Source organism: Rhizobium esperanzae (assembly GCF_002204185.1).
GTDB classification, from domain to species: domain Bacteria; phylum Pseudomonadota; class Alphaproteobacteria; order Rhizobiales; family Rhizobiaceae; genus Rhizobium; species Rhizobium esperanzae.
In genome coordinates this window covers 87204-104130 of record NZ_MXPU01000016.1, presented here as the reverse complement: position 1 = coordinate 104130, position 16927 = coordinate 87204, and the positions used below count along the sequence as shown (strand labels likewise).

Sequence of the window (16927 nt, the reverse complement as noted above, 5' to 3'; positions counted from 1 at the left end):
TCATGACCACGACAAGGACAATTCCGTCGGTTTCCATGCGGACGGCAGGAACGGGCGCATCCACCAAGGCCAACGAACTCGGCATGCGCACTATGCAGGAGCGCGCCTATGAGCATCGTGGAGAGCAATACCTGCTGATTAAGTCACCGCCAGCGTCGGGTAAGTCTCGGGCGCTGATGTTCATCGCCCTCGACAAACTCCACAATCAAAATGTTCGCAAGGCAATCATCGTTGTGCCCGAACGGTCGATCGGCGGCAGTTTTGCCGACGAACCACTATCGAATTACGGCTTCTGGGCCGACTGGACCGTGAAACCACAGTGGAACCTCTGCAACATCGCCGGCATCGAGAACACGTCCGTCGCCAAATCAAAGGTAAGGGCCGTCGGCCAGTTCCTTGAGAGCGACGACCGGGTGCTGGTGTGCACCCACGCAACATTTCGCTTTGCCGTCGAAGACCTCGGCATCGAATCGTTTGATGATTGCCTGATTGCGGTAGACGAGTTTCACCATGTGAGCTCGAACCCGGACAACAAACTCGGGACGCAGCTCGGGCAGTTCCTGTCCCGTGACCGCGTCCATCTGGTCGCCATGACGGGGTCTTATTTTCGTGGCGACGCCGAGGCCGTGCTTGCGCCCCAAGACGAGTCGAAGTTCGTCACTGTCACCTACACCTACTATGAGCAACTCAACGGTTACGATCATCTGAAGTCGCTAGATATCGGCTATTTCTTCTATTCCGGCCGCTATCTCGACGCCATCACTAAGGTCCTCGATCCCGCCCTCAAGACGATCGTTCATATACCAAACGTGAATTCTCGCGAGAGCACCAAAGACAAGGTGAAAGAGGTCAACGAGATAATGGACGCTCTCGGCACCTGGGAGGGTGAAGACGCCAAAACCGGATTCCATTTGGTGCGGTTGGCTGATGGACGTCTCATTAAGGTCGCTGACTTGGTCGATGACGAGGCGACACGAAGGGACAAAGTCGTTTCTGCGCTCAAAGACTCCAACCATAAAAATGACCGCGATCACGTCGACATCATCATTGCGCTCGGCATGGCCAAAGAAGGCTTTGACTGGATTTGGTGCGAGCATGCGTTGACGGTCGGCTATCGTGCCAGCTTGACCGAGATAATCCAGATCATTGGTCGGGCTACCCGTGACGCCCCCGGCAAATCTTCGGCGCGGTTCACCAACCTGATTGCTGAACCCGACGCCAGTGAAGAGGCGGTCGTGGACGCCGTCAACGACACACTCAAGGCGATTGCCGCCAGTCTGCTGATGGAACAGGTGCTTGCGCCGAAGTTCAATTTCACGCCGAAGAACGCAGACAGCGGGCCGCTTCAGGACTTCGATTACGGCGAAAAGGGCTATGACCCTGAGGGAACAAATGTTGGTTTCAACGAGGCGACGGGTCAGTTCCACTTTGAGATCAACGGCCTTGTCACGCCCCAGAGCAACGAAGCCAAGCGCATCTGCCAGGAAGACCTTAACGAGGTCATCACAGCGTTCGTGCAAGACAAACCCGCTCTGGAGAAAGGATTGTTCGATGACGAGACCGTGCCGGAGGAACTGACCCAAGTCCGTATGGGCAAGATCGTCAGAGATCGCTACCCCGAACTCAGCGACATCGATCAGGAAGCCATCCGGCAGCACGCCATTGCGGCCCTGAATCTGACGCAGAAGGCGAAAGCCGTCGCAGCAGAATTAGAAGAATCCGGACAACTGACGGGCGGATCAGCACTTATAGATGGGGTTCGAAAGTTCGCCATGGATGTTCGCAATCTCGATATCGATATGATCGACCGGATCAACCCGTTTGAGGCTGCTTATTCGATCCTCGCGAAATCCATGAGCGAGCAGACTCTGAAGCAGGTTGCCGCGGTGATTGCCAGCAAGAAAATTAGTATTCCCTACGAGGAAGCGCGGGACCTGGCGTTGCGCGCCAGGAGGTTCATGCAGGAGCGCGGCCGCGCGCCTGATATTACATCGGCCGATGCTTGGGAAAAACGCATGGCGGAAGGCGTGGTCGCGTTGAAGCGGCATGTAGAGCAGCAGAAGAATGGTTGATATTTCTGACGATGACCTGCTCGCCGAACTCGGTGCGGCACCAGAGGCCAAGAAGCAAAGTACAAGGACACCACGCGAAGAACGGATCATTGCGGGATTCGAGGACATCGTCCGGTTCCGCGAACAACATGGCCGCGTGCCGCAGCACGGCGAGGGCCGCGATATTTTCGAACGCCTCTATGCCGTGCGCCTCAGCAGGCTGCGTGCGCAACAGGATTGCTGCACACTGCTTCGGGAATTTGACCAATATGGGTTACTGGCGACTTCGCCTGCCGCGGGCAATGACGGCGAGGTGGACGACGACGCTCTGTTGGCTGAACTTGGTGCTGAGCCGATCGGCGATGTGAACCTCATGGAGTTGACTCATGTAAAGCCCCGCGCTGAAGTTCGCGCCGCGGAGGAGGTCGCCGAGCGGACACCGTGCGTTGACTTCGAAATGTTCAGGCCGCTGTTCGCTCGAGTCAAGGATGACTTAGACAAGGCCGCGCGCGAAACACGGCGTTTTGGAGAAGACGCGGACGTCAAGCAGGGGGAGTTCTTCATTCTGGGCGGCCAGGTGGCGTTTGTCGCCGCGTTAGGCGACGAATTCAAGACGGACTACGGCCGGCTGGATCGGCGCCTTCGTGTCGTCTTCGACAACGGCACTGAAAGCGATTTGCTGCTCAGATCGTTTCAGCGTGCTCTATACAAGGATGATGCCGGACGCCGAATAACAGAGCCGAATGCAGGGCCTTTGTTCGGCGGGGCAGCGGACAACGAAGACCTTGCGAGCGGCACCATCTACGTCCTGCGAAGCAAGTCCGATCATCCTGAAGTCGCCGCGCACCGGGACTTGATTCACAAGATAGGGGTCACTGGCGGGACTGTTGAGGCGCGGATCGCTCAGGCGGCTCTCGAGTCCACGTATCTCCTTGCTGATGTCGAAGTCGTCGCGACCTATAAGCTCTTTAACATCAACCGAATTCGGCTTGAAAATGTCCTGCACCGCGTGTTGTCTCCGGCGCGGCTTGATTTGACTATACAGGACCGGTTCGGAAATCCGGTGAAGCCGAAGGAATGGTATCTGGTGCCGCTGCACGTGATCAACGAGGTCGTAGCGAGAGTGAAGGATGGGACAATAAAGTCGTACGAGTACGACCCATCAGCAGCGATGCTCCGCCGATTTCAATAGCTGTAACCTACTGTCCTGATAACGTCATAGCCGAATACCTGACGTCACGTTGTGAACGGGTCTTTCCCAGCGCACGCCATCAGTCGGCATCAGCCATTTAGACAGAGAAAGTTCGATGAACCATGCATATTGCCCACGCCAGTGAATTGGCGAGGGCAGAGGCAACCACTTCGGCCGGCGGTAGGGCGAGCATGTGTTCTTGACTTCGGTCAGCCCTCAACTAGGATCTTAATGGCAGAAGGATCAACGCCAAACGTAAGCGCCAAACGGCGCTTTGCTTCGGGGATGGTAAGCGGTTCATCGATGACCGGGGCCGAGGCAGCCGGCATCGGCTCATCGGCATCTGCTAGGTCCTCTTCTTCGACGTCATTGCTGGCTACGCCAAACAGCGGCACTCGATCGCAGGGCGGAAACGCCAATCCAATGCCCGCCCCCACGTACGAAGTCGGTTCACTCACCTCCTCATTATAAAGGGAAATCCAGTTTCCGTGCGAGATATCGATGTTCGGATTTGCGGCGTGGCGTGCCCTATAATTCTTGTTCAGGCGGTCGCGGACCTCTGAGGCCTTGAAGTCGTGAACGAGAGCGATCTTTTCCTTCCCCTCCTCACGGGTATTAAGGGCAACGACAATAACCCGTTGGACATCCACATCATCCATACCCAACCACTTGCCAGTGCTGTCATTGCGGGGGAACGCAAACCACTGGTCCTGTGACGTTCGAACAGCAACGTTGAATTCTTCCTTCCCCTTCTTCACACGGCGCAAGCTCTTTTTTCCGGCGCGCGGAACCCGTGAAATTTCATAGCCCTCCCTCTCAAGATATTCGATACCGATTTCAAACAGCCTCTTGGCATATTGAACCTTTTCAGGCGTCGCATAAATGTTAGTCATTTCTTTCTCGTTTCGCTTCCAGTAACTCCCTTTAGTTTGATGGATTTCGCATATTATATCAATATTAAATCGGAGCTAAATTAACAATATAAATTTATTCCCAACAACAACAATAACAATCTTCTATGAAATTCATATAATCCACATTATTGGTAAAATATCCTATCGCGGTTCTGGTGAGGCAGGGGTTAAGCGGAGCTTGGCCTTAAAACATGCGAAAGCCGAAGGAAGCGTGCGCGGATCGCTTTCCAACTTGCCTGCACTCGGATAGGCAGCTCAGAAAAGCTAGTCGCGTTAGACGGCCGATATCTAGAATGACGGCAGTGCAGTTACAGCGTTTTTCGCCCCTCATCGCGGCAGCGCGAAAGTGACCGCAACGGTTCGAGAGAGGACCGATAAAAATCTTGGCTGGGGCGCCTGGATTCGAACCAGGGGATGGCGGTACCAAAAACCGCTGCCTTACCGCTTGGCTACGCCCCACCAGAGCTTTCGGCGCACAGCGCCGGCTCAAATCGACGCCTGATTAGCAAAGCTCTCCGTCTGTCACAATGACTAAGTTGCGCATCGGGCAGATTTATGCGCTGCAGAGTGCAGCGGCCCATGCTAGGAATGGGCGACGTCATCGGCCGCGAGATCATCGCCTTCATGGAAAGCCCCGCATTCGACCTTGCTTTCGAGCCGGCCTATGGGCGCGCCGTGCCGGTGGCGCCTGGGGTCGAGCGGATCACGGCGGAGAATCCCGGGCCTTTCACCTTTTACGGCACCAACAGCTATATCGTCGGCGCTTCCTCGGTGGCGGTCATCGATCCCGGGCCGGAGGACGAGGCGCATTTTCACGCGCTGATGGCAGCGCTTGCCGGGCGGGAGGTGACGCATATCTTCGTCAGCCACACGCATCGCGACCACTCGCCGCTCGCCCGCCGGCTGCAGGCGGCGACCGGGGCGGTGACGGTGGGCCAGGGGCCGCATCGGCCGGCACGGCCGCTCAGGGATGGCGAGATCAATCCCTTTTCCGAAAGCTCGGATCTCGCCTTCGTGCCCGATATCGCGCTCGGTGACGGGCAGACCCTATCCGGCGATGGCTGGTCGCTGACATCGGTGGCCACACCGGGGCACACGGCCAATCATGCCGCCTTCGCGCTCGAAGGCCGCGATATCCTGTTCTCCGGCGATCATGTCATGGCCTGGTCGACCTCGATCGTCGCGCCCCCGGATGGTTCGATGGCCGATTACATGGCTTCGCTCGAGCGGCTGATCGAGCGCCAGGACGGCCTGCTGCTGCCTGGCCATGGCGGGCCGGTGACGCGGCCGGCCGCCTTCCTGCAGAGCCTGAAGGCGCATCGCCTCAGGCGCGAGCGGGCGATCCTCGAGCGCATCCGGGCGGGCGACCGCGGGATTGCCGAGATGGTGAAGGCGATCTATCACGAGACCGATCCGAAGCTGCATGGGGCGGCGGCCCTTTCCGTGCTCGCCCATATCGAGGATCTCGTCGAGCGCGGCGAGATCGCGGCGGATGGGCCGCCTTCTCTTGCCGCCACCTACCGGCTGTTGTAAGCGTGAGATGGGGAGATTACCATGGCGCGCGCCGCTTACAGCTATCGCAACGATCCCGATGTGCCTGACTTTGCCGATGACCAGCCGCTGATCGTCTTCGATGGCGAATGCGTCTTCTGCTCCGGCTGGGTGAAATTCGTGCTGAAGCGCGACAGGCAGCGGCACTACCGCTTCCTCGCCGCCCAGACGCCGCTTGGGCAAGCGCTTTACCGGCATTATGGGCTGAACGAGCGCGATTATGAAACCAATATCCTCATCGAGAATGGCCGCGCCTTCTTCAAGTCGGATGGCACGATCCGCATGGTGGCCGGCCTCGGCTTTCCCTATTCGCTGGTCAAGCTCTTCCGGCTCTTGCCGCGCCGCCTTGCCGATGCGCTTTATGAATTCATCGCCCGCAACCGGCTGAAGATTGCCGGCCGGCAGAGCTGCATGGTGCCGACGGCGGAGCAGCGCAGCCGGTTCATCACATGAGCGGCGGCCGGCTCTCGCTGCTGATCATCGGCGGCTACGGCACTTTCGGCGGGCGGCTGGCCCGGCTGCTCGGCGATGAACCCAGGCTCCGGCTGCTGATTGCCGGGCGCTCGCTCGAAAAGGCTGACGATTTCGTGGCGGAGCTGCGCTCGCCGAGAGGTTGGGCCGGGCGCCTCGGCAGCAACGATCTCGGCGCGTGGCTGCAGGCGGTCGCCTTCGATCGTGACGGCGATCTCATCGAGCAGCTGACGCGGCTGCGGCCGGATCTCGTCGTCGATGCCTCGGGGCCGTTCCAGAGTTTCGGGGAAGACCCCTATAAGGTCGTGCGCGCCTGCATCGCGCTCGACATCGATTATGCCGATCTTGCCGACAGCACCGGCTTCGTCGCCGGCATCGGCGGGCTCGATGCCGAAGCGAGGGCTAAGGGCGTTTTTGCGCTCTCCGGCCTCAGCAGCCTGCCGGCGCTCTCCTTCGCGGCGCTCGCGGCGATGGCGCCGCAGTTCTCCCGTATCGACAGCGTGGCGGCGGGCATTGCACCGTCGGCGCATGTGAAGATCGGCCTCAATGTCGTCAGGGCGATATCGAGCTATGCCGGCAAGCCGGTGGCGGTGCTGCGCGAGGGGCGGCCGGCCGCAGGGTCCGGGCTCATCGACGACATGCGGGTGACGATCGCGCCGCCCGGCGTGGCGCCGCTCGCCAGCCGGAATTTCCTGCTGGTCGATGCGCCCGATCTTGCGCTGCTGCCGCAGCACGTTCCCGGCCTGCAATCGACCTTCACCGGCGTCGGCACCGAGCCGCAGGCGCTGCAGCGGCTGCTTGGGCTTGCCGCGCGGCTGGTGCGCCTCCGGCTGCTGCCGTCGCTCAGGCCGTTTTCGCGGGTGCTGCAGGAAGCCAGCCACCGCTTCGCCCTCGGCGCGCATCGCGGCGGCATGTTCGTGCGTGCCGGCGGCCTCGATCGCGATGGGCGGCGGATCACATCCAGCTGGGATCTGATTGCCGAAGGCGATGACGGGCCGTTCATTCCCGTCATCGGCGTCGAGGCACTGGTGCGCCGGCAGCTTGAAGGCATCCGGCCCGAGAGCGGCGCGCGGCCGGCGGCGGGGGAATTGTCGCTTGCGGATTTCGAAGCGGCCTTCCGGCGGTTCAAGATCACCTCAGGCATCCGGTTGGACTATGAGGAGGAGGCCCAGCCGCTCTACCGGCGCATTCTCGGCAGCGCCTGGCAGCAGCTGCCGCCCGCCCTTGCCGCGATCCATGCCGGCGGCACGCGCCTCGCCTCCGGCCGGGCGCGGATCGAGCGCGGCGGCGGGTTCATCGCCCGGCTCGTCGCCGGCGTGATCGGCTTTCCCCCGGCGGGCGACGATGTGCCGGTCGCGGTGCGCTTCGCCGCCGATGGCGACAGGGAGATTTGGACGCGCACATTCGGGGGCAAGACGTTCCGCAGCTGGCAGGCCGAGGGCAAGGGCGGCGCCCGGCACCTGCTCGCCGAGGTCTTCGGTCCGTTCCGGGTGCTGCTGGCGCTGGTGCCGGAGGGGCAGAGGCTACGGCTTGTCGTGCGCGGCTGGCGGTTTCTCGGGGTCCCGCTGCCGCTGTTCCTGGCGCCTGGCGGCGAGACCTATGAGGAGGAGCGCGATGGGCGCTTTCATTTTCACGTCGAGATCGGCGGGCGGCTGACGGGGCTGGTGGTGCGGTATTCGGGGTGGCTGGTGCTGGAGTGAGGCGCTTGCCCGGCATCAACGGCCGGCGAAACGACGTCTATCGGCTTCGGTGACGGGCGTATGGAGGGCAACGCGTATGCCCTCGGGATCGGAAAACTGCGCTGTCCGATTGTCCCACCGCAGATCCTTGGGTGCGTGCACGAAGGTGACCTGGTCCATGAGCCGCGCGAATTCCGCATCGACATCCCCTGCGCGGACCTTGCCGGTTCTCGCAAAAGATCGGAACCAACCACGGCGTTGAGGGCTTCCTGTGCGGGTCGAGCTTGTTTTGGGTCTCGGACGACAACGTGAACTCCGGCTGCCGGAGGAACCAACTCAACACGGACCAGACTGTCATGGTTCGATGCTACAGCTCTGAAGCAAGATAGGAAAAATCGAAAACAGCCATGCTCCACGCTCACGATCAATCCAACTCGACAATCGCAACCGTCCGCGATGTTCAGCAGGCGGGTGCGATCTGTTATCGAAGAAACGGAAGCGGGCAGCTTCGCATCCTTCTCGTGGGAAGTCGTCGGAATGGACGATGGGGCGTTCCGAAAGGCAATCTCGACCCCGGCGAGACGACACCTGCAGCGGCAAGGCGGGAATCTTTCGAGGAAGCGGGCGTCGTTGGCGATGTGGAGGCGACAGCCTTCGGTTCGTTCAGCTACCGCAAAGACAGCTCGCCGCATCACTACCATGTCACCGTTCATCTGCTGCACGTCGTCGAGGCGCAACTTGATTTCCCCGAGAAGGGCACGCGCAAACAGAAATGGTTTCCTTTGAAAGTCGCGATCCGAGATGCGGCACAGCCCGGCTTGAAGGCTCTGCTTTCCAGGCTTGAAGGCGTGGTCCTTTGAAGCTCGGCTTCACCAAATCGCTGTCGGGACTACTGAAGACGCGACGGAGAGCCGCGCGCTTGTTGGAGAAGGCATGGAGCCCGCTTCGCCGCAAGCCATCGAGGCAGGAGCGACCGAGGCTCCAGACGACCGCCGCATTTGGCAGCAATCCCGGAAGGCTCGTGATGAAGACCTTCGTGCCCGCAGATCTGCCAAGCAAGCCGGCTCTTGTGGTGGTGCTGCATGGATGCCGCCAGACGCCGGAAAGCCTGGACGCCGCCAGCGGCTTCTCGAGACTGGCCAGGGAGAGAGGGTTCGTGGTGCTTTATCCGCAGCAGATCCACAGCAACAATGCTCACAAATGCTTCAACTGGTTCCGTCCGAGCGAGGTCGCTCGCGATCGCGGCGAGGTGCTTTCCGTCAAGCAGATGATTGACCATGCCCTGAAACGACATCGAGCCGATCGCACGCGCGTTTACATTGTCGGCCTTTCTGCCGGCGGAGCGATGACAGGTTCATTGGTCGCCAACTATCCCGATATGTTTGCCGGTGCCGCCATCGTCGCCGGAATGCCGGTTGGCGCCGTGCGCGATGCAATGTCAGCGCTGCGGACGATGAAGTCCGGCGCGACAGCGCCTTCGGATGGCTGGGGCGCAAGAATTGCCGAAATCTCCCCTGGCCGACGGTCCTGGCCGCCGATCAGCATCTGGCAGGGGACTGCGGATCGCACGGTCAACCCGGCAAATGCGAGGGCTTGCGTCGATCAATGGCTTGAAGCGAACGCTGTTGATCGAAGCAGCGTCCGTGTCGAGAGGAAGCCTTGGGGCGAGTTGTCCTCCTGGAACGCCGGAGGTGCACGCCGCGTATCGCTCTATTCAATCCACGGCATGGGGCACGGTCTTCCCGTCAAGAATCGAAGGCCGGCTCGCTCAGGATCGACAGACCCATTCGTGCTGACAGCGGACATCTCGGCTCCGGTCGAACTGATGCGTCTGTGGCGTCTGCCAAGGCGGTAAGCATGACTGGCCACTTCAGGCGATCTCAACATCGGGCGCTGGGTCTTCTTGCGACGAGTGCTATATTCAATTTCGGTCGTTTCACCTGAGACGAGCCGCGAAAGGAATTATTCCATGGCAGACCAGAAGCGCCCGCTGCAGCCTGGAAACACCGCGCCCGCGTTCGAGCTCGCCACAGCCAATTTCGACGGAACGGTCTCCTTGGCCGACTTGAGCGGCCGGCCGTTCCTGATCGGCTTCTTTCGCGGGCTGCACTGCCCCTTCTGCCGACGCCAGCTCGAACAGCTTGCCGGCATCGAGCCCACCCTCAACGCCGCCGGGGTGAAGACCGTGGCCGTTATCAACACGCCGGTGGAACGCGCTCGCCTGTATTTCCGCCACCGTCCGACGCCGGTGACGCTGCTATGCGATCCGGACTGCCACACGCATCGCGCCTTTGGCGTGCCCCATGCCGAGTTCCAGCCCGATGGCAGCAGCGAGCCGCCGGAATGGCCCTACACCGCGACAATGGCGCAGTTTCAGGCGGCGCGCATCAATCCCACGGGCGAGTTCCCGGAACCGCTCCAGCCGATGGAAGCCAACACAATCCTCAACGCCAAGGACCGCTTCGAGCTTGATGAAGCCGATCAGGCGATCTTCGCCAAGCACGCCACCCAGCTCGTCGGGCACTTTCTGGTCGATCAGAATGGCACCATCGCCTGGGCACAAATGGAGGCGCTGGACGGACCCAGCAGCCTTTGCATCTTCCCGACCGCAGCGGAGATCATCGCCGCCGTGGGCGATCTTGCACGCTGATCCGCACCGTTTTCGGCGATGGAGCCATGCGAGACCGTGCGGGGAATAGAGAGTTCGCGGCGTGTCCTCTTCTCCCCGAGGGGGTCCGAAGGACGGGTTGAGACCCGTGGCTCAACCCCGGTCGGTGGCCCGGCAGGCGGATGAGGGTGGTGGACTTTGGTAATACGAAATAGACCTCGAGTTTGCGGCACCGGAAGCGGGTCGAGTCTGCCGCCCCCTCCCGGCCCTTCGCTTGGGCTCAGGGCGTTCGCAACTGCAATCGATTCACTGGATCGATTGCTGGCGCCTTGCGCCACCGGAACAAGGGTCGAGTCGCCGCACCGTCTCCCGGCCCCTAGCTTGGGCTCAGGGTGTTCGCCGCTGCAATCGATTCACTGGATCGATTGCTGGCGCCTTGCGCCACCGTTGCTCACCCACCTGAAATCCCCAGGAGTTCGGCGTCGAGCGCCTTCAGATAATCGCCGGCGATTTCGGCGCTGAAGCCGAGGTCGTGCTGGCCGTAGCGGGAGGCGACGCGGATGTCGACGAAGGTGGTTTCGGCCTCTTCGCGGAGCCGAATGATCATATCGAAGCGCAGGCCGAGGATCAGGGTGCGGGTGGTCGCCTGCAGCGTCACGCCGTTGGCGCCACGGATCAGCTTGGCGACGTCGTCGTCATAGGGGCGCGGCGTCGGCACGGGAATGATACCGGGCGCGTCGGTCACGGCATCGTCGCCGGGGGCGGGCTTTGCCGGCCTGTCCTCGATATCGCGGTCCGGCTCGCTCGTGCCGGTGCTCTTGACGATCACAAAGCCGCTCTGCTTGGCGACCTTGCGCACCGCTTCCAGCACGCGGTCGAGCGCGCCTTCGTAACGCCGGCCGGTCAGTTCGGGATAGGCTGAAATCTGCTTTTCGCGATCTTCGGGCGTCACGAGATTGCGCTTCAGCCAGATCTGATCGGCCTTCGGCGGCGACAGCCAGTCCGGTTCCGAGACCGGATCGGTGGAGACGTCATAGATGTCAGGCAGCGTCATGTAACGCTCGGCAGCAAAGGCGCCGATGCCGAGCGGAAAGGCGGCGTAGATCAGCGCCGCCAGTGCGGCAAGCCCGCCTTCGGCCCCGGTCATCCAGAGGCTACGCAGGCCGATTGCGGCAAGCAGGGCGGCCAGCAGCGCGAAGCCGGCGGCGGTGAACAGCAGCAGCACCAGATAGGGCGTGGCGAGCCCGCCGAAGCGATGGGCGATCAGCACGGCCAGCGCCAGAACCAGCGAAAATGCCCCGAGCAGCCGCGAAAAGCGGGCGGCGCTGGAAACAGGGCGGTCGTAGCGGATGGCCATCAAACTTACCGGTTGCTCGTCAGCGCCGCGCCCTCAACACGCGCAAATCGCCATGTCCCTGTTTAGTGCAAGATTCGGCTGAATTGAAACTGTTGTCTCGGAATATCAGATGGAATTCAGCCGAGACCGCCGGGCAATCGGCCGCCCACTTTGATAAGACCTTGCTGATATGTAAAAAAAAGGCCATTCTGCCGCGGTTTCATCTCCAGGGTCACGGACAGGAGAGACGGGATGATTTCACCCGAGATAGCAGCAAGGCCGCAGGCGTCTGCGCTTGGCGGGATCGATCACACCGAACCGGCGCTGCCGATGGAGCTCGTCGAGCTCGAACTTTCACTCGAAGGTTATGCCGGCGGCGATGCCGGCTTCTGCGAGGCGGTGCGCCAGGCAGCCGGCCGTTCCGGCGGCGAATTGCTGTTCGACCTGCCGGCCGCCGGCCTGATCGAGGATTGCCGCCGCATCGCCGTCCTGCGCATTCCCGATGGCGAGAACATGCGCGTCGTGCTGGCGCTGCTCGATCAGAACGGCACCGAGATCCGCATGCAGGCGCCCGACGAGGAGACCGCCCATCTCGTGCGTTTCGCCGACGCCTTCATCGAGGTGCTGGAGCGGATCTGAACCCTGCTTTTGGCGCTGGAAATTGCTTTGTTTCAGCGCCGCTCGGCCGCGGCTTCCGCCAGGCTGCGGAAGGGGAACTTGCGGCCGCACTCGCACTTGATCATGAAGCTTTCCTGGTGATTGGCAGGGCGCTGCACGCCAAAGCCGCGCGGCAGCTGATCGACCTTGAAATCCGGGTGCTTGCGCTTGGGATCATCGATCTCCGAAGCCTCGGCAAAACCAGCATTGCCGCATTGCGGGCAGTTCAGTTTCTTCGAAAATCGATCGCGGATGGCCATGCTCGTTCCAATATTTGCAAGCCCCTCATACAGAGGAATCGCCGGCGGCGAAAGTGGAACCATCTGCCTGGGCTGCCGTTCCTTTTTTCAAAAGGAGGCGATCATGCCCAGCAGAGACCCGATACCGAATGCCGATACCCCACGTGGCCCGACGCCAACACCCGGCATTCCCGACCGAACCCAGGAAAAACCGCCGCTGACACCGGCGCAGGACCCCGGCGATGCGAAAAACCCGCAAGACCCGCCGCTCGATCCGGCGCTGCTGCCGATCGGCGATCCGGCGGGGGCGGCGTGAAAGCCTGATGAGAGCGCATACTCACGCTCCCTCCTTCCTGTCCTCAGGGCTTTGCCCGAGGGATGTCACAGGAATGAGGGAGAATGAGGAGAGTGCCCTCAGCCGATCTCCCCCCTTGTGGGGGGAGATGTCCGGCAGGACAGAGGGGGGTGCCCCTGCCGCTACGCGAACCAAAACAAAGGGGCACGATCACCACAATTGATAGTATGAAAGCCGTCCGACCGCGACGCACTGAGGGCTTTGAACCCCCCTCTGCCCTGCCGGGCATCTCCCCCACAAGGAGGGAGATCGGCAGGTGGCCGGCGCCTCGCGAAAAACGGGCGCTTCTCCCGGGGCGGCAGTCGCAACTTGACGCCCGCACACGAATGGCATTTCCTCCGGGAAAAGCAAGGAATACCCCGATGCGCATCACTCTTATCTTCACCCTCCTCGGCCTCGCCGCCAGCCTTTCCGCCTGTCAGACGATGACGCCGGAGGAGCGGCGGGCGGCGGATGAGCGGCAGTGCCTGAGTTATGGCTTCCGCCGCGGCTCGGATGGTTTTGCCACCTGCCTGCAACGCATCGATCTCGACCGCAGGGCCGAATCGCGGGCTGCGAGCGCGGAGATGATGGACCGCATGGCCTGGGATCTGAACGGGCCCTATGTCTACCGCGATCGCTGGCGCTATCGTCACTGACGGACCCGGCTCACCTGCTCGCGGCAATGACCGCCTGGGCCGCCGCCAATCTGGCGATCGGCACGCGGAACGGCGAGCAGGAGACATAATCGAGGCCGATCGTCTCGCAGAAGCGGATCGAGGCAGGGTCGCCGCCATGTTCGCCACAGATGCCGAGCTTCATGTCGTTGCGGGTGCGCCGGCCGCGTTCGGCAGCGATGCTGATCAATTCGCCGACACCGTCGAAATCGAGCGAGATGAAGGGGTCGTGCTCGATGATGCCCTTGCGCTGATAGGTGGGGATGAAGGCCGACGCATCGTCGCGCGAGATGCCGAAAGTGGTCTGCGTCAGGTCGTTGGTGCCGAAGGAAAAGAATTCGGCGGCTTCGGCGATGACATGGGCGCGAAGGGCCGCACGCGGCAGCTCGATCATCGTGCCGACGAGATAATCGATCTTCATGCCGGCCTCGCGCATCACATCGCCGGCGATGGCATCGATGCAGGCCTTGACGTAATCGAGTTCGGAGCGCAGGCCGACGAGCGGCACCATGATCTCGGGCACGACGGCCGATCCGGTCTCCTGGGCGGCCGCCACCGCCGCCTCGAAGATGGCGCGGGCCTGCATCTCGACGATTTCGGGATAGGAGATCGCCAGCCGGCAGCCGCGATGGCCGAGCATGGGGTTGAATTCGTGCAGCGCATCGACGCGCTGGCGCAGTGCCAAGGGCTCCATGCCCATAGCGAAGGCGACTTCGGCCACCTCGTCATCGGTCTTCGGCAGGAATTCGTGCAGCGGCGGATCGAGCAGGCGGATCGTCACCGGCAGGCCGTGCATGACGGTGAAGAGGCCGGTGAAATCCAGGCGCTGCATCGGCAGGAGCTTGTCGAGCGCCAGCCGCCTGCCGTTCTCGTCCTCGGCAAGGATCATCTCGCGCATCACATGGATGCGCTCGCCCTCGAAGAACATGTGTTCGGTGCGGCAAAGGCCGATGCCCTCGGCGCCGAAAGAGCGGGCGGCGCGGGCATCGGCCGGCGTATCGGCATTGGTGCGGACCGTCATGCGCCGGACACGGTCGGCCCAGCCCATGATGCGGCCGAAATCGCCTGATAGTTCCGGCTGGATCATCGGCACCTCGCCCTTCAGCACCTGGCCGGCCGAGCCGTCGATGGTGATGACATCGCCCTTCTTCAGCGTCACGCCGATGCCGAGCAGCCGCTCGTTGCGTTGATCGATGCGCATGGTGCCGGCGCCGACGACGCAGGGGATGCCCATGCCGCGGGCGACGACCGCCGCATGGCTGGTCATGCCGCCGCGCGTCGTCAGGATGCCTTCGGCGGCATGCATGCCGTGAATATCCTCCGGGCTGGTCTCGACCCTGAGCAGGATCACCTTGCGGCCCTCGGCCTCCGCCTCCACCGCCTCTTCGGCGGTGAAGACGATGGCGCCGGTCGCAGCCCCCGGTGAGGCCGGCAGGCCGGTGCCGATCACCTGGCGGTTGACGCGCGGATCGATCGTCGGATGTAAGAGCTGATCGAGGCTCGAAGGTTCGATGCGCAGCACCGCCTCCTCCTCGGTGATCACTTTCTCATCGACCATGTCGACGGCAATCCTCATGGCGGCGCGGGTCGAGCGCTTGCCGGAGCGGGTCTGCAGCATCCACAGCTTGCCGCGCTCGATGGTGAATTCGATATCCTGCATGTCGCGGTAATGGATCTCGAGCGCGCTGCAGATGCGGCTGAGCTCGTGAAAGGCTTCCGGCATCAGCTTTTCCATCGAAGGCTTGTCGGAGCCGGAGGAAAGCCGCCCCTCCTCGGTGATGCTCTGCGGCGTGCGGATGCCGGCAACGACATCCTCCCCTTGCGCATTGACGAGGAATTCGCCGTAAAGCGCCTTTTCGCCGGTCGAAGGGTTGCGGGTGAAGGCGACGCCGGTCGCCGAGGAATTGCCGAGATTGCCGAAGACCATCGCCTGGATGTTGACCGCCGTACCCCAGCCTTCCGGAATATTGTGCAGCTGGCGGTAGGTGACGGCGCGCGCGCTCTTCCAGCTGGAAAAGACCGCGCCGACCGCGCCCCAGAGCTGGACTTCCGGATTCTGCGGAAACTGCTGCCCCAGTTCCTCCTCGATCAGCCTCTTGTAGAGGAAAACGACATGCTGCCATTCGGTGGCGCTGAGCTCGGTATCGAGTTCATGGCCGAGCTTGGCCTTTTCGTCTTCGAGGATCTCCTCGAAGACGTCGTTGCCGAGGCCCATGACGACGTCGGCATACATCTGGATGAAGCGGCGGTAGCTGTCCCAGGCAAAACGCGCGTCGCCGGCATCGTGGCCGAGCGCCTGCACGGTCTCGTCATTGAGGCCGAGATTGAGCACGGTGTCCATCATGCCGGGCATCGAGACGCGGGCGCCGGAGCGCACCGAAAGCAGCAGCGGCTGGCTGGTGGAGCCGAAATGGCGGCCGGTGATCGCTTCGATCGCCGCTATGCCGTCGCGCACCTCGGCCTTCAGCCGCTCGTCGATATGGCCGCCATTTTTATAATAGCTGTCGCAGGCATCGCTGACGATCGTCAGTCCCGGCGGAACGGGAAGGCCAAGAGCGCACATTTCAGCAAGATTGGCGCCCTTGCCGCCGAGCATCTCATGGTCGCGCGCGCCACCCTCAGCCTGTCCGTCGCCGAACCTGTAGACCCACTTGGTCATCTTCCCCCCAACACCACGGAAGGATCAGCGTGATCCCTCAGCTGTCGACAACGCCGCCAACTTTTCTTTCGTCATGCTCGGCCTTGTGCCGAGCATCTGCATCCGCTTGATAGGGCAGCAGATCCTCGGCACAAGGCCGAGGATGACGCCGAGTAGAAAGCGACGTCCGTCAACAAACTTAGGAATTAGCTTAATGCCTTGGTGTTGAAATGAAAATCCACAAATGCGGCGAAAATGCTGCGGCGCACAATAATTTTCGCAATCAAGCGGTCGAAGGCCTGAACCGCACCTGATGTGAACAAGGCATAAAAAAAGCTTTGCGGGACTGCAACAATGTCCCGCAAAGCCTTGTTTCCGTCCGGCCAGGAAAACCGGACGGGGGGTCCCTCAACCCAGGACGGTTCATGGAACCGCCCTGATCTTCGTTTGTGCAATACCTCAGGATTTCCCGGGATTGCTCAAACAGCTTCCGGGTCCTGCCCTCTACCCGAAAAGCGCATCGCAAATTCGACAATGCACAACGCTGACCGCCCGTTTTTCAGCAAGTCATCAGGTTGCG

16 protein-coding genes, 1 tRNA gene and 1 pseudogene are annotated in these 16927 nt (G+C 61.8%); 11 read left to right on the top strand and 7 right to left on the bottom strand.

Annotated elements, in window-relative coordinates:
* Nucleotides 1–2: 2 nt before the first annotated feature.
* Both B5E41_RS22485 and B5E41_RS22480 read left to right on the top strand, forming a co-directional pair.
* Nucleotides 3–2072 carry a DEAD/DEAH box helicase gene (locus tag B5E41_RS22485; RefSeq protein WP_088396105.1) on the top strand — a complete coding sequence of 690 codons (2070 nt, stop codon included), beginning with the start codon at nt 3–5 and terminating at the stop codon, nt 2070–2072.
* Nucleotides 2065–3243, top strand: coding sequence for a GIY-YIG nuclease family protein (locus B5E41_RS22480; RefSeq protein ID WP_088396104.1), 1179 nt, complete (start codon nt 2065–2067; stop codon nt 3241–3243). The genes B5E41_RS22485 and B5E41_RS22480 overlap by 8 nt, the downstream gene beginning before the upstream one ends.
* Nucleotides 3244–3452: 209 nt before the next feature.
* Here the strand turns inward: B5E41_RS22480 and B5E41_RS22475 are convergent, their stop codons facing one another.
* Nucleotides 3453–4136 (bottom strand): hypothetical protein, encoded by a 684-nt coding sequence (locus tag B5E41_RS22475; protein WP_088396103.1) that lies wholly within the window; start codon nt 4134–4136, stop codon nt 3453–3455.
* A 405-nt stretch (nt 4137–4541) separates the two neighbouring features.
* A tRNA-Gln gene (locus tag B5E41_RS22470) sits at nt 4542–4616 on the bottom strand.
* Between the two features lie 165 nt (nt 4617–4781).
* Between B5E41_RS22470 and B5E41_RS22465 the strand changes: the two genes are divergently transcribed.
* The 3 genes from B5E41_RS22465 to B5E41_RS22455 are packed head-to-tail and all read left to right on the top strand — an operon-like array spanning nt 4782 to nt 7879.
* The gene (locus tag B5E41_RS22465) at nt 4782–5690 is read left to right on the top strand and encodes an MBL fold metallo-hydrolase (RefSeq protein ID WP_088396150.1); all 909 of its coding nucleotides are present in this window, start codon (nt 4782–4784) and stop codon (nt 5688–5690) included.
* Nucleotides 5691–5711: 21 nt separating this feature from the next.
* The gene (locus tag B5E41_RS22460) at nt 5712–6161 is read left to right on the top strand and encodes a thiol-disulfide oxidoreductase DCC family protein (RefSeq protein ID WP_088396102.1); all 450 of its coding nucleotides are present in this window, start codon (nt 5712–5714) and stop codon (nt 6159–6161) included.
* Nucleotides 6158–7879 carry a saccharopine dehydrogenase family protein gene (locus B5E41_RS22455; protein ID WP_088396101.1) on the top strand — a complete coding sequence of 574 codons (1722 nt, stop codon included), beginning with the start codon at nt 6158–6160 and terminating at the stop codon, nt 7877–7879. Before B5E41_RS22460 ends, B5E41_RS22455 begins: the two co-directional genes overlap by 4 nt.
* 15 nt (nt 7880–7894) lie before the next feature.
* On the opposite strand, the pseudogene B5E41_RS32355 reads toward B5E41_RS22455, so the two are convergent.
* A pseudogene (locus B5E41_RS32355) lies at nt 7895–8065 on the bottom strand (VOC family protein); the annotation flags it as partial.
* Nucleotides 8066–8265: 200 nt separating this feature from the next.
* Between B5E41_RS32355 and B5E41_RS22445 the strand changes: the two are divergent.
* The 3 genes from B5E41_RS22445 (at nt 8266) to B5E41_RS22435 (ending at nt 10508) form a co-directional block, all read left to right on the top strand.
* Entirely contained in the window at nt 8266–8718 is a 453-nt protein-coding gene (locus B5E41_RS22445; RefSeq protein ID WP_011424357.1) for an NUDIX hydrolase, read from the top strand.
* Nucleotides 8715–9713, top strand: a complete 999-nt coding sequence (locus B5E41_RS22440) for an extracellular catalytic domain type 1 short-chain-length polyhydroxyalkanoate depolymerase (RefSeq protein WP_088396100.1) — start codon at nt 8715–8717, stop codon at nt 9711–9713. Before B5E41_RS22445 ends, B5E41_RS22440 begins: the two co-directional genes overlap by 4 nt.
* 114 nt (nt 9714–9827) lie before the next feature.
* Complete coding sequence (locus tag B5E41_RS22435; protein WP_088396099.1) at nt 9828–10508, top strand: peroxiredoxin-like family protein; 681 nt, start codon at nt 9828–9830, stop codon at nt 10506–10508.
* Between the two features lie 409 nt (nt 10509–10917).
* Here the strand turns inward: B5E41_RS22435 and B5E41_RS22430 are convergent, their stop codons facing one another.
* Nucleotides 10918–11823: a DUF1499 domain-containing protein gene (locus tag B5E41_RS22430; protein ID WP_088396098.1), complete on the bottom strand. Its 906-nt coding sequence runs from the start codon at nt 11821–11823 to the stop codon at nt 10918–10920.
* Between the two features lie 231 nt (nt 11824–12054).
* Here B5E41_RS22430 and B5E41_RS22425 point away from each other — a divergent pair, with 231 nt between their 5' ends.
* Nucleotides 12055–12441, top strand: coding sequence for a hypothetical protein (locus B5E41_RS22425; protein ID WP_088396097.1), 387 nt, complete (start codon nt 12055–12057; stop codon nt 12439–12441).
* Nucleotides 12442–12473: 32 nt separating this feature from the next.
* Here B5E41_RS22425 and B5E41_RS22420 read toward each other — a convergent pair whose 3' ends face one another.
* The gene (locus tag B5E41_RS22420; RefSeq protein ID WP_088396096.1) at nt 12474–12719 is read right to left on the bottom strand and encodes a hypothetical protein; all 246 of its coding nucleotides are present in this window, start codon (nt 12717–12719) and stop codon (nt 12474–12476) included.
* A gap of 103 nt (nt 12720–12822) precedes the next feature.
* Between B5E41_RS22420 and B5E41_RS22415 the strand changes: the two genes are divergently transcribed.
* Nucleotides 12823–13014 carry a hypothetical protein gene (locus tag B5E41_RS22415; RefSeq protein ID WP_088396149.1) on the top strand — a complete coding sequence of 64 codons (192 nt, stop codon included), beginning with the start codon at nt 12823–12825 and terminating at the stop codon, nt 13012–13014.
* Between the two features lie 401 nt (nt 13015–13415).
* Complete coding sequence (locus B5E41_RS22410; RefSeq protein WP_176439461.1) at nt 13416–13691, top strand: hypothetical protein; 276 nt, start codon at nt 13416–13418, stop codon at nt 13689–13691.
* Between the two features lie 10 nt (nt 13692–13701).
* On the opposite strand, the gene ppdK is transcribed toward B5E41_RS22410, so the two are convergent.
* Nucleotides 13702–16368 carry a pyruvate, phosphate dikinase gene (gene ppdK, locus B5E41_RS22405; RefSeq protein WP_088396094.1) on the bottom strand — a complete coding sequence of 889 codons (2667 nt, stop codon included), beginning with the start codon at nt 16366–16368 and terminating at the stop codon, nt 13702–13704.
* Between the two features lie 185 nt (nt 16369–16553).
* Nucleotides 16554–16712: a hypothetical protein gene (locus tag B5E41_RS31850; protein WP_164517758.1), complete on the bottom strand. Its 159-nt coding sequence runs from the start codon at nt 16710–16712 to the stop codon at nt 16554–16556.
* Nucleotides 16713–16927: the final 215 nt, after the last annotated feature.

Bases quoted from the DNA above. Each gene is read 5' to 3' on its own strand.
- B5E41_RS22435 (WP_088396099.1), top strand. From the start codon at position 9,828: ATGGCAGACCAGAAGCGCCCGCTGCAGCCTGGAAACACCGCGCCCGCG.
- B5E41_RS22445 (WP_011424357.1), top strand. From the start codon at position 8,266: ATGCTCCACGCTCACGATCAATCCAACTCGACAATCGCAACCGTCCGC.
- B5E41_RS22485 (WP_088396105.1), top strand. From the start codon at position 3: ATGACCACGACAAGGACAATTCCGTCGGTTTCCATGCGGACGGCAGGA.
- B5E41_RS22465 (WP_088396150.1), top strand. From the start codon at position 4,782: ATGGAAAGCCCCGCATTCGACCTTGCTTTCGAGCCGGCCTATGGGCGC.
- ppdK (WP_088396094.1), bottom strand. From the start codon at position 16,368: ATGACCAAGTGGGTCTACAGGTTCGGCGACGGACAGGCTGAGGGTGGC.
- B5E41_RS22430 (WP_088396098.1), bottom strand. From the start codon at position 11,823: ATGGCCATCCGCTACGACCGCCCTGTTTCCAGCGCCGCCCGCTTTTCG.
- B5E41_RS22420 (WP_088396096.1), bottom strand. From the start codon at position 12,719: ATGGCCATCCGCGATCGATTTTCGAAGAAACTGAACTGCCCGCAATGC.
- B5E41_RS22480 (WP_088396104.1), top strand. From the start codon at position 2,065: ATGGTTGATATTTCTGACGATGACCTGCTCGCCGAACTCGGTGCGGCA.
- B5E41_RS22455 (WP_088396101.1), top strand. From the start codon at position 6,158: ATGAGCGGCGGCCGGCTCTCGCTGCTGATCATCGGCGGCTACGGCACT.
- B5E41_RS22425 (WP_088396097.1), top strand. From the start codon at position 12,055: ATGATTTCACCCGAGATAGCAGCAAGGCCGCAGGCGTCTGCGCTTGGC.
- B5E41_RS22475 (WP_088396103.1), bottom strand. From the start codon at position 4,136: ATGACTAACATTTATGCGACGCCTGAAAAGGTTCAATATGCCAAGAGG.
- B5E41_RS22415 (WP_088396149.1), top strand. From the start codon at position 12,823: ATGCCCAGCAGAGACCCGATACCGAATGCCGATACCCCACGTGGCCCG.
- B5E41_RS22460 (WP_088396102.1), top strand. From the start codon at position 5,712: ATGGCGCGCGCCGCTTACAGCTATCGCAACGATCCCGATGTGCCTGAC.
- B5E41_RS22410 (WP_176439461.1), top strand. From the start codon at position 13,416: ATGCGCATCACTCTTATCTTCACCCTCCTCGGCCTCGCCGCCAGCCTT.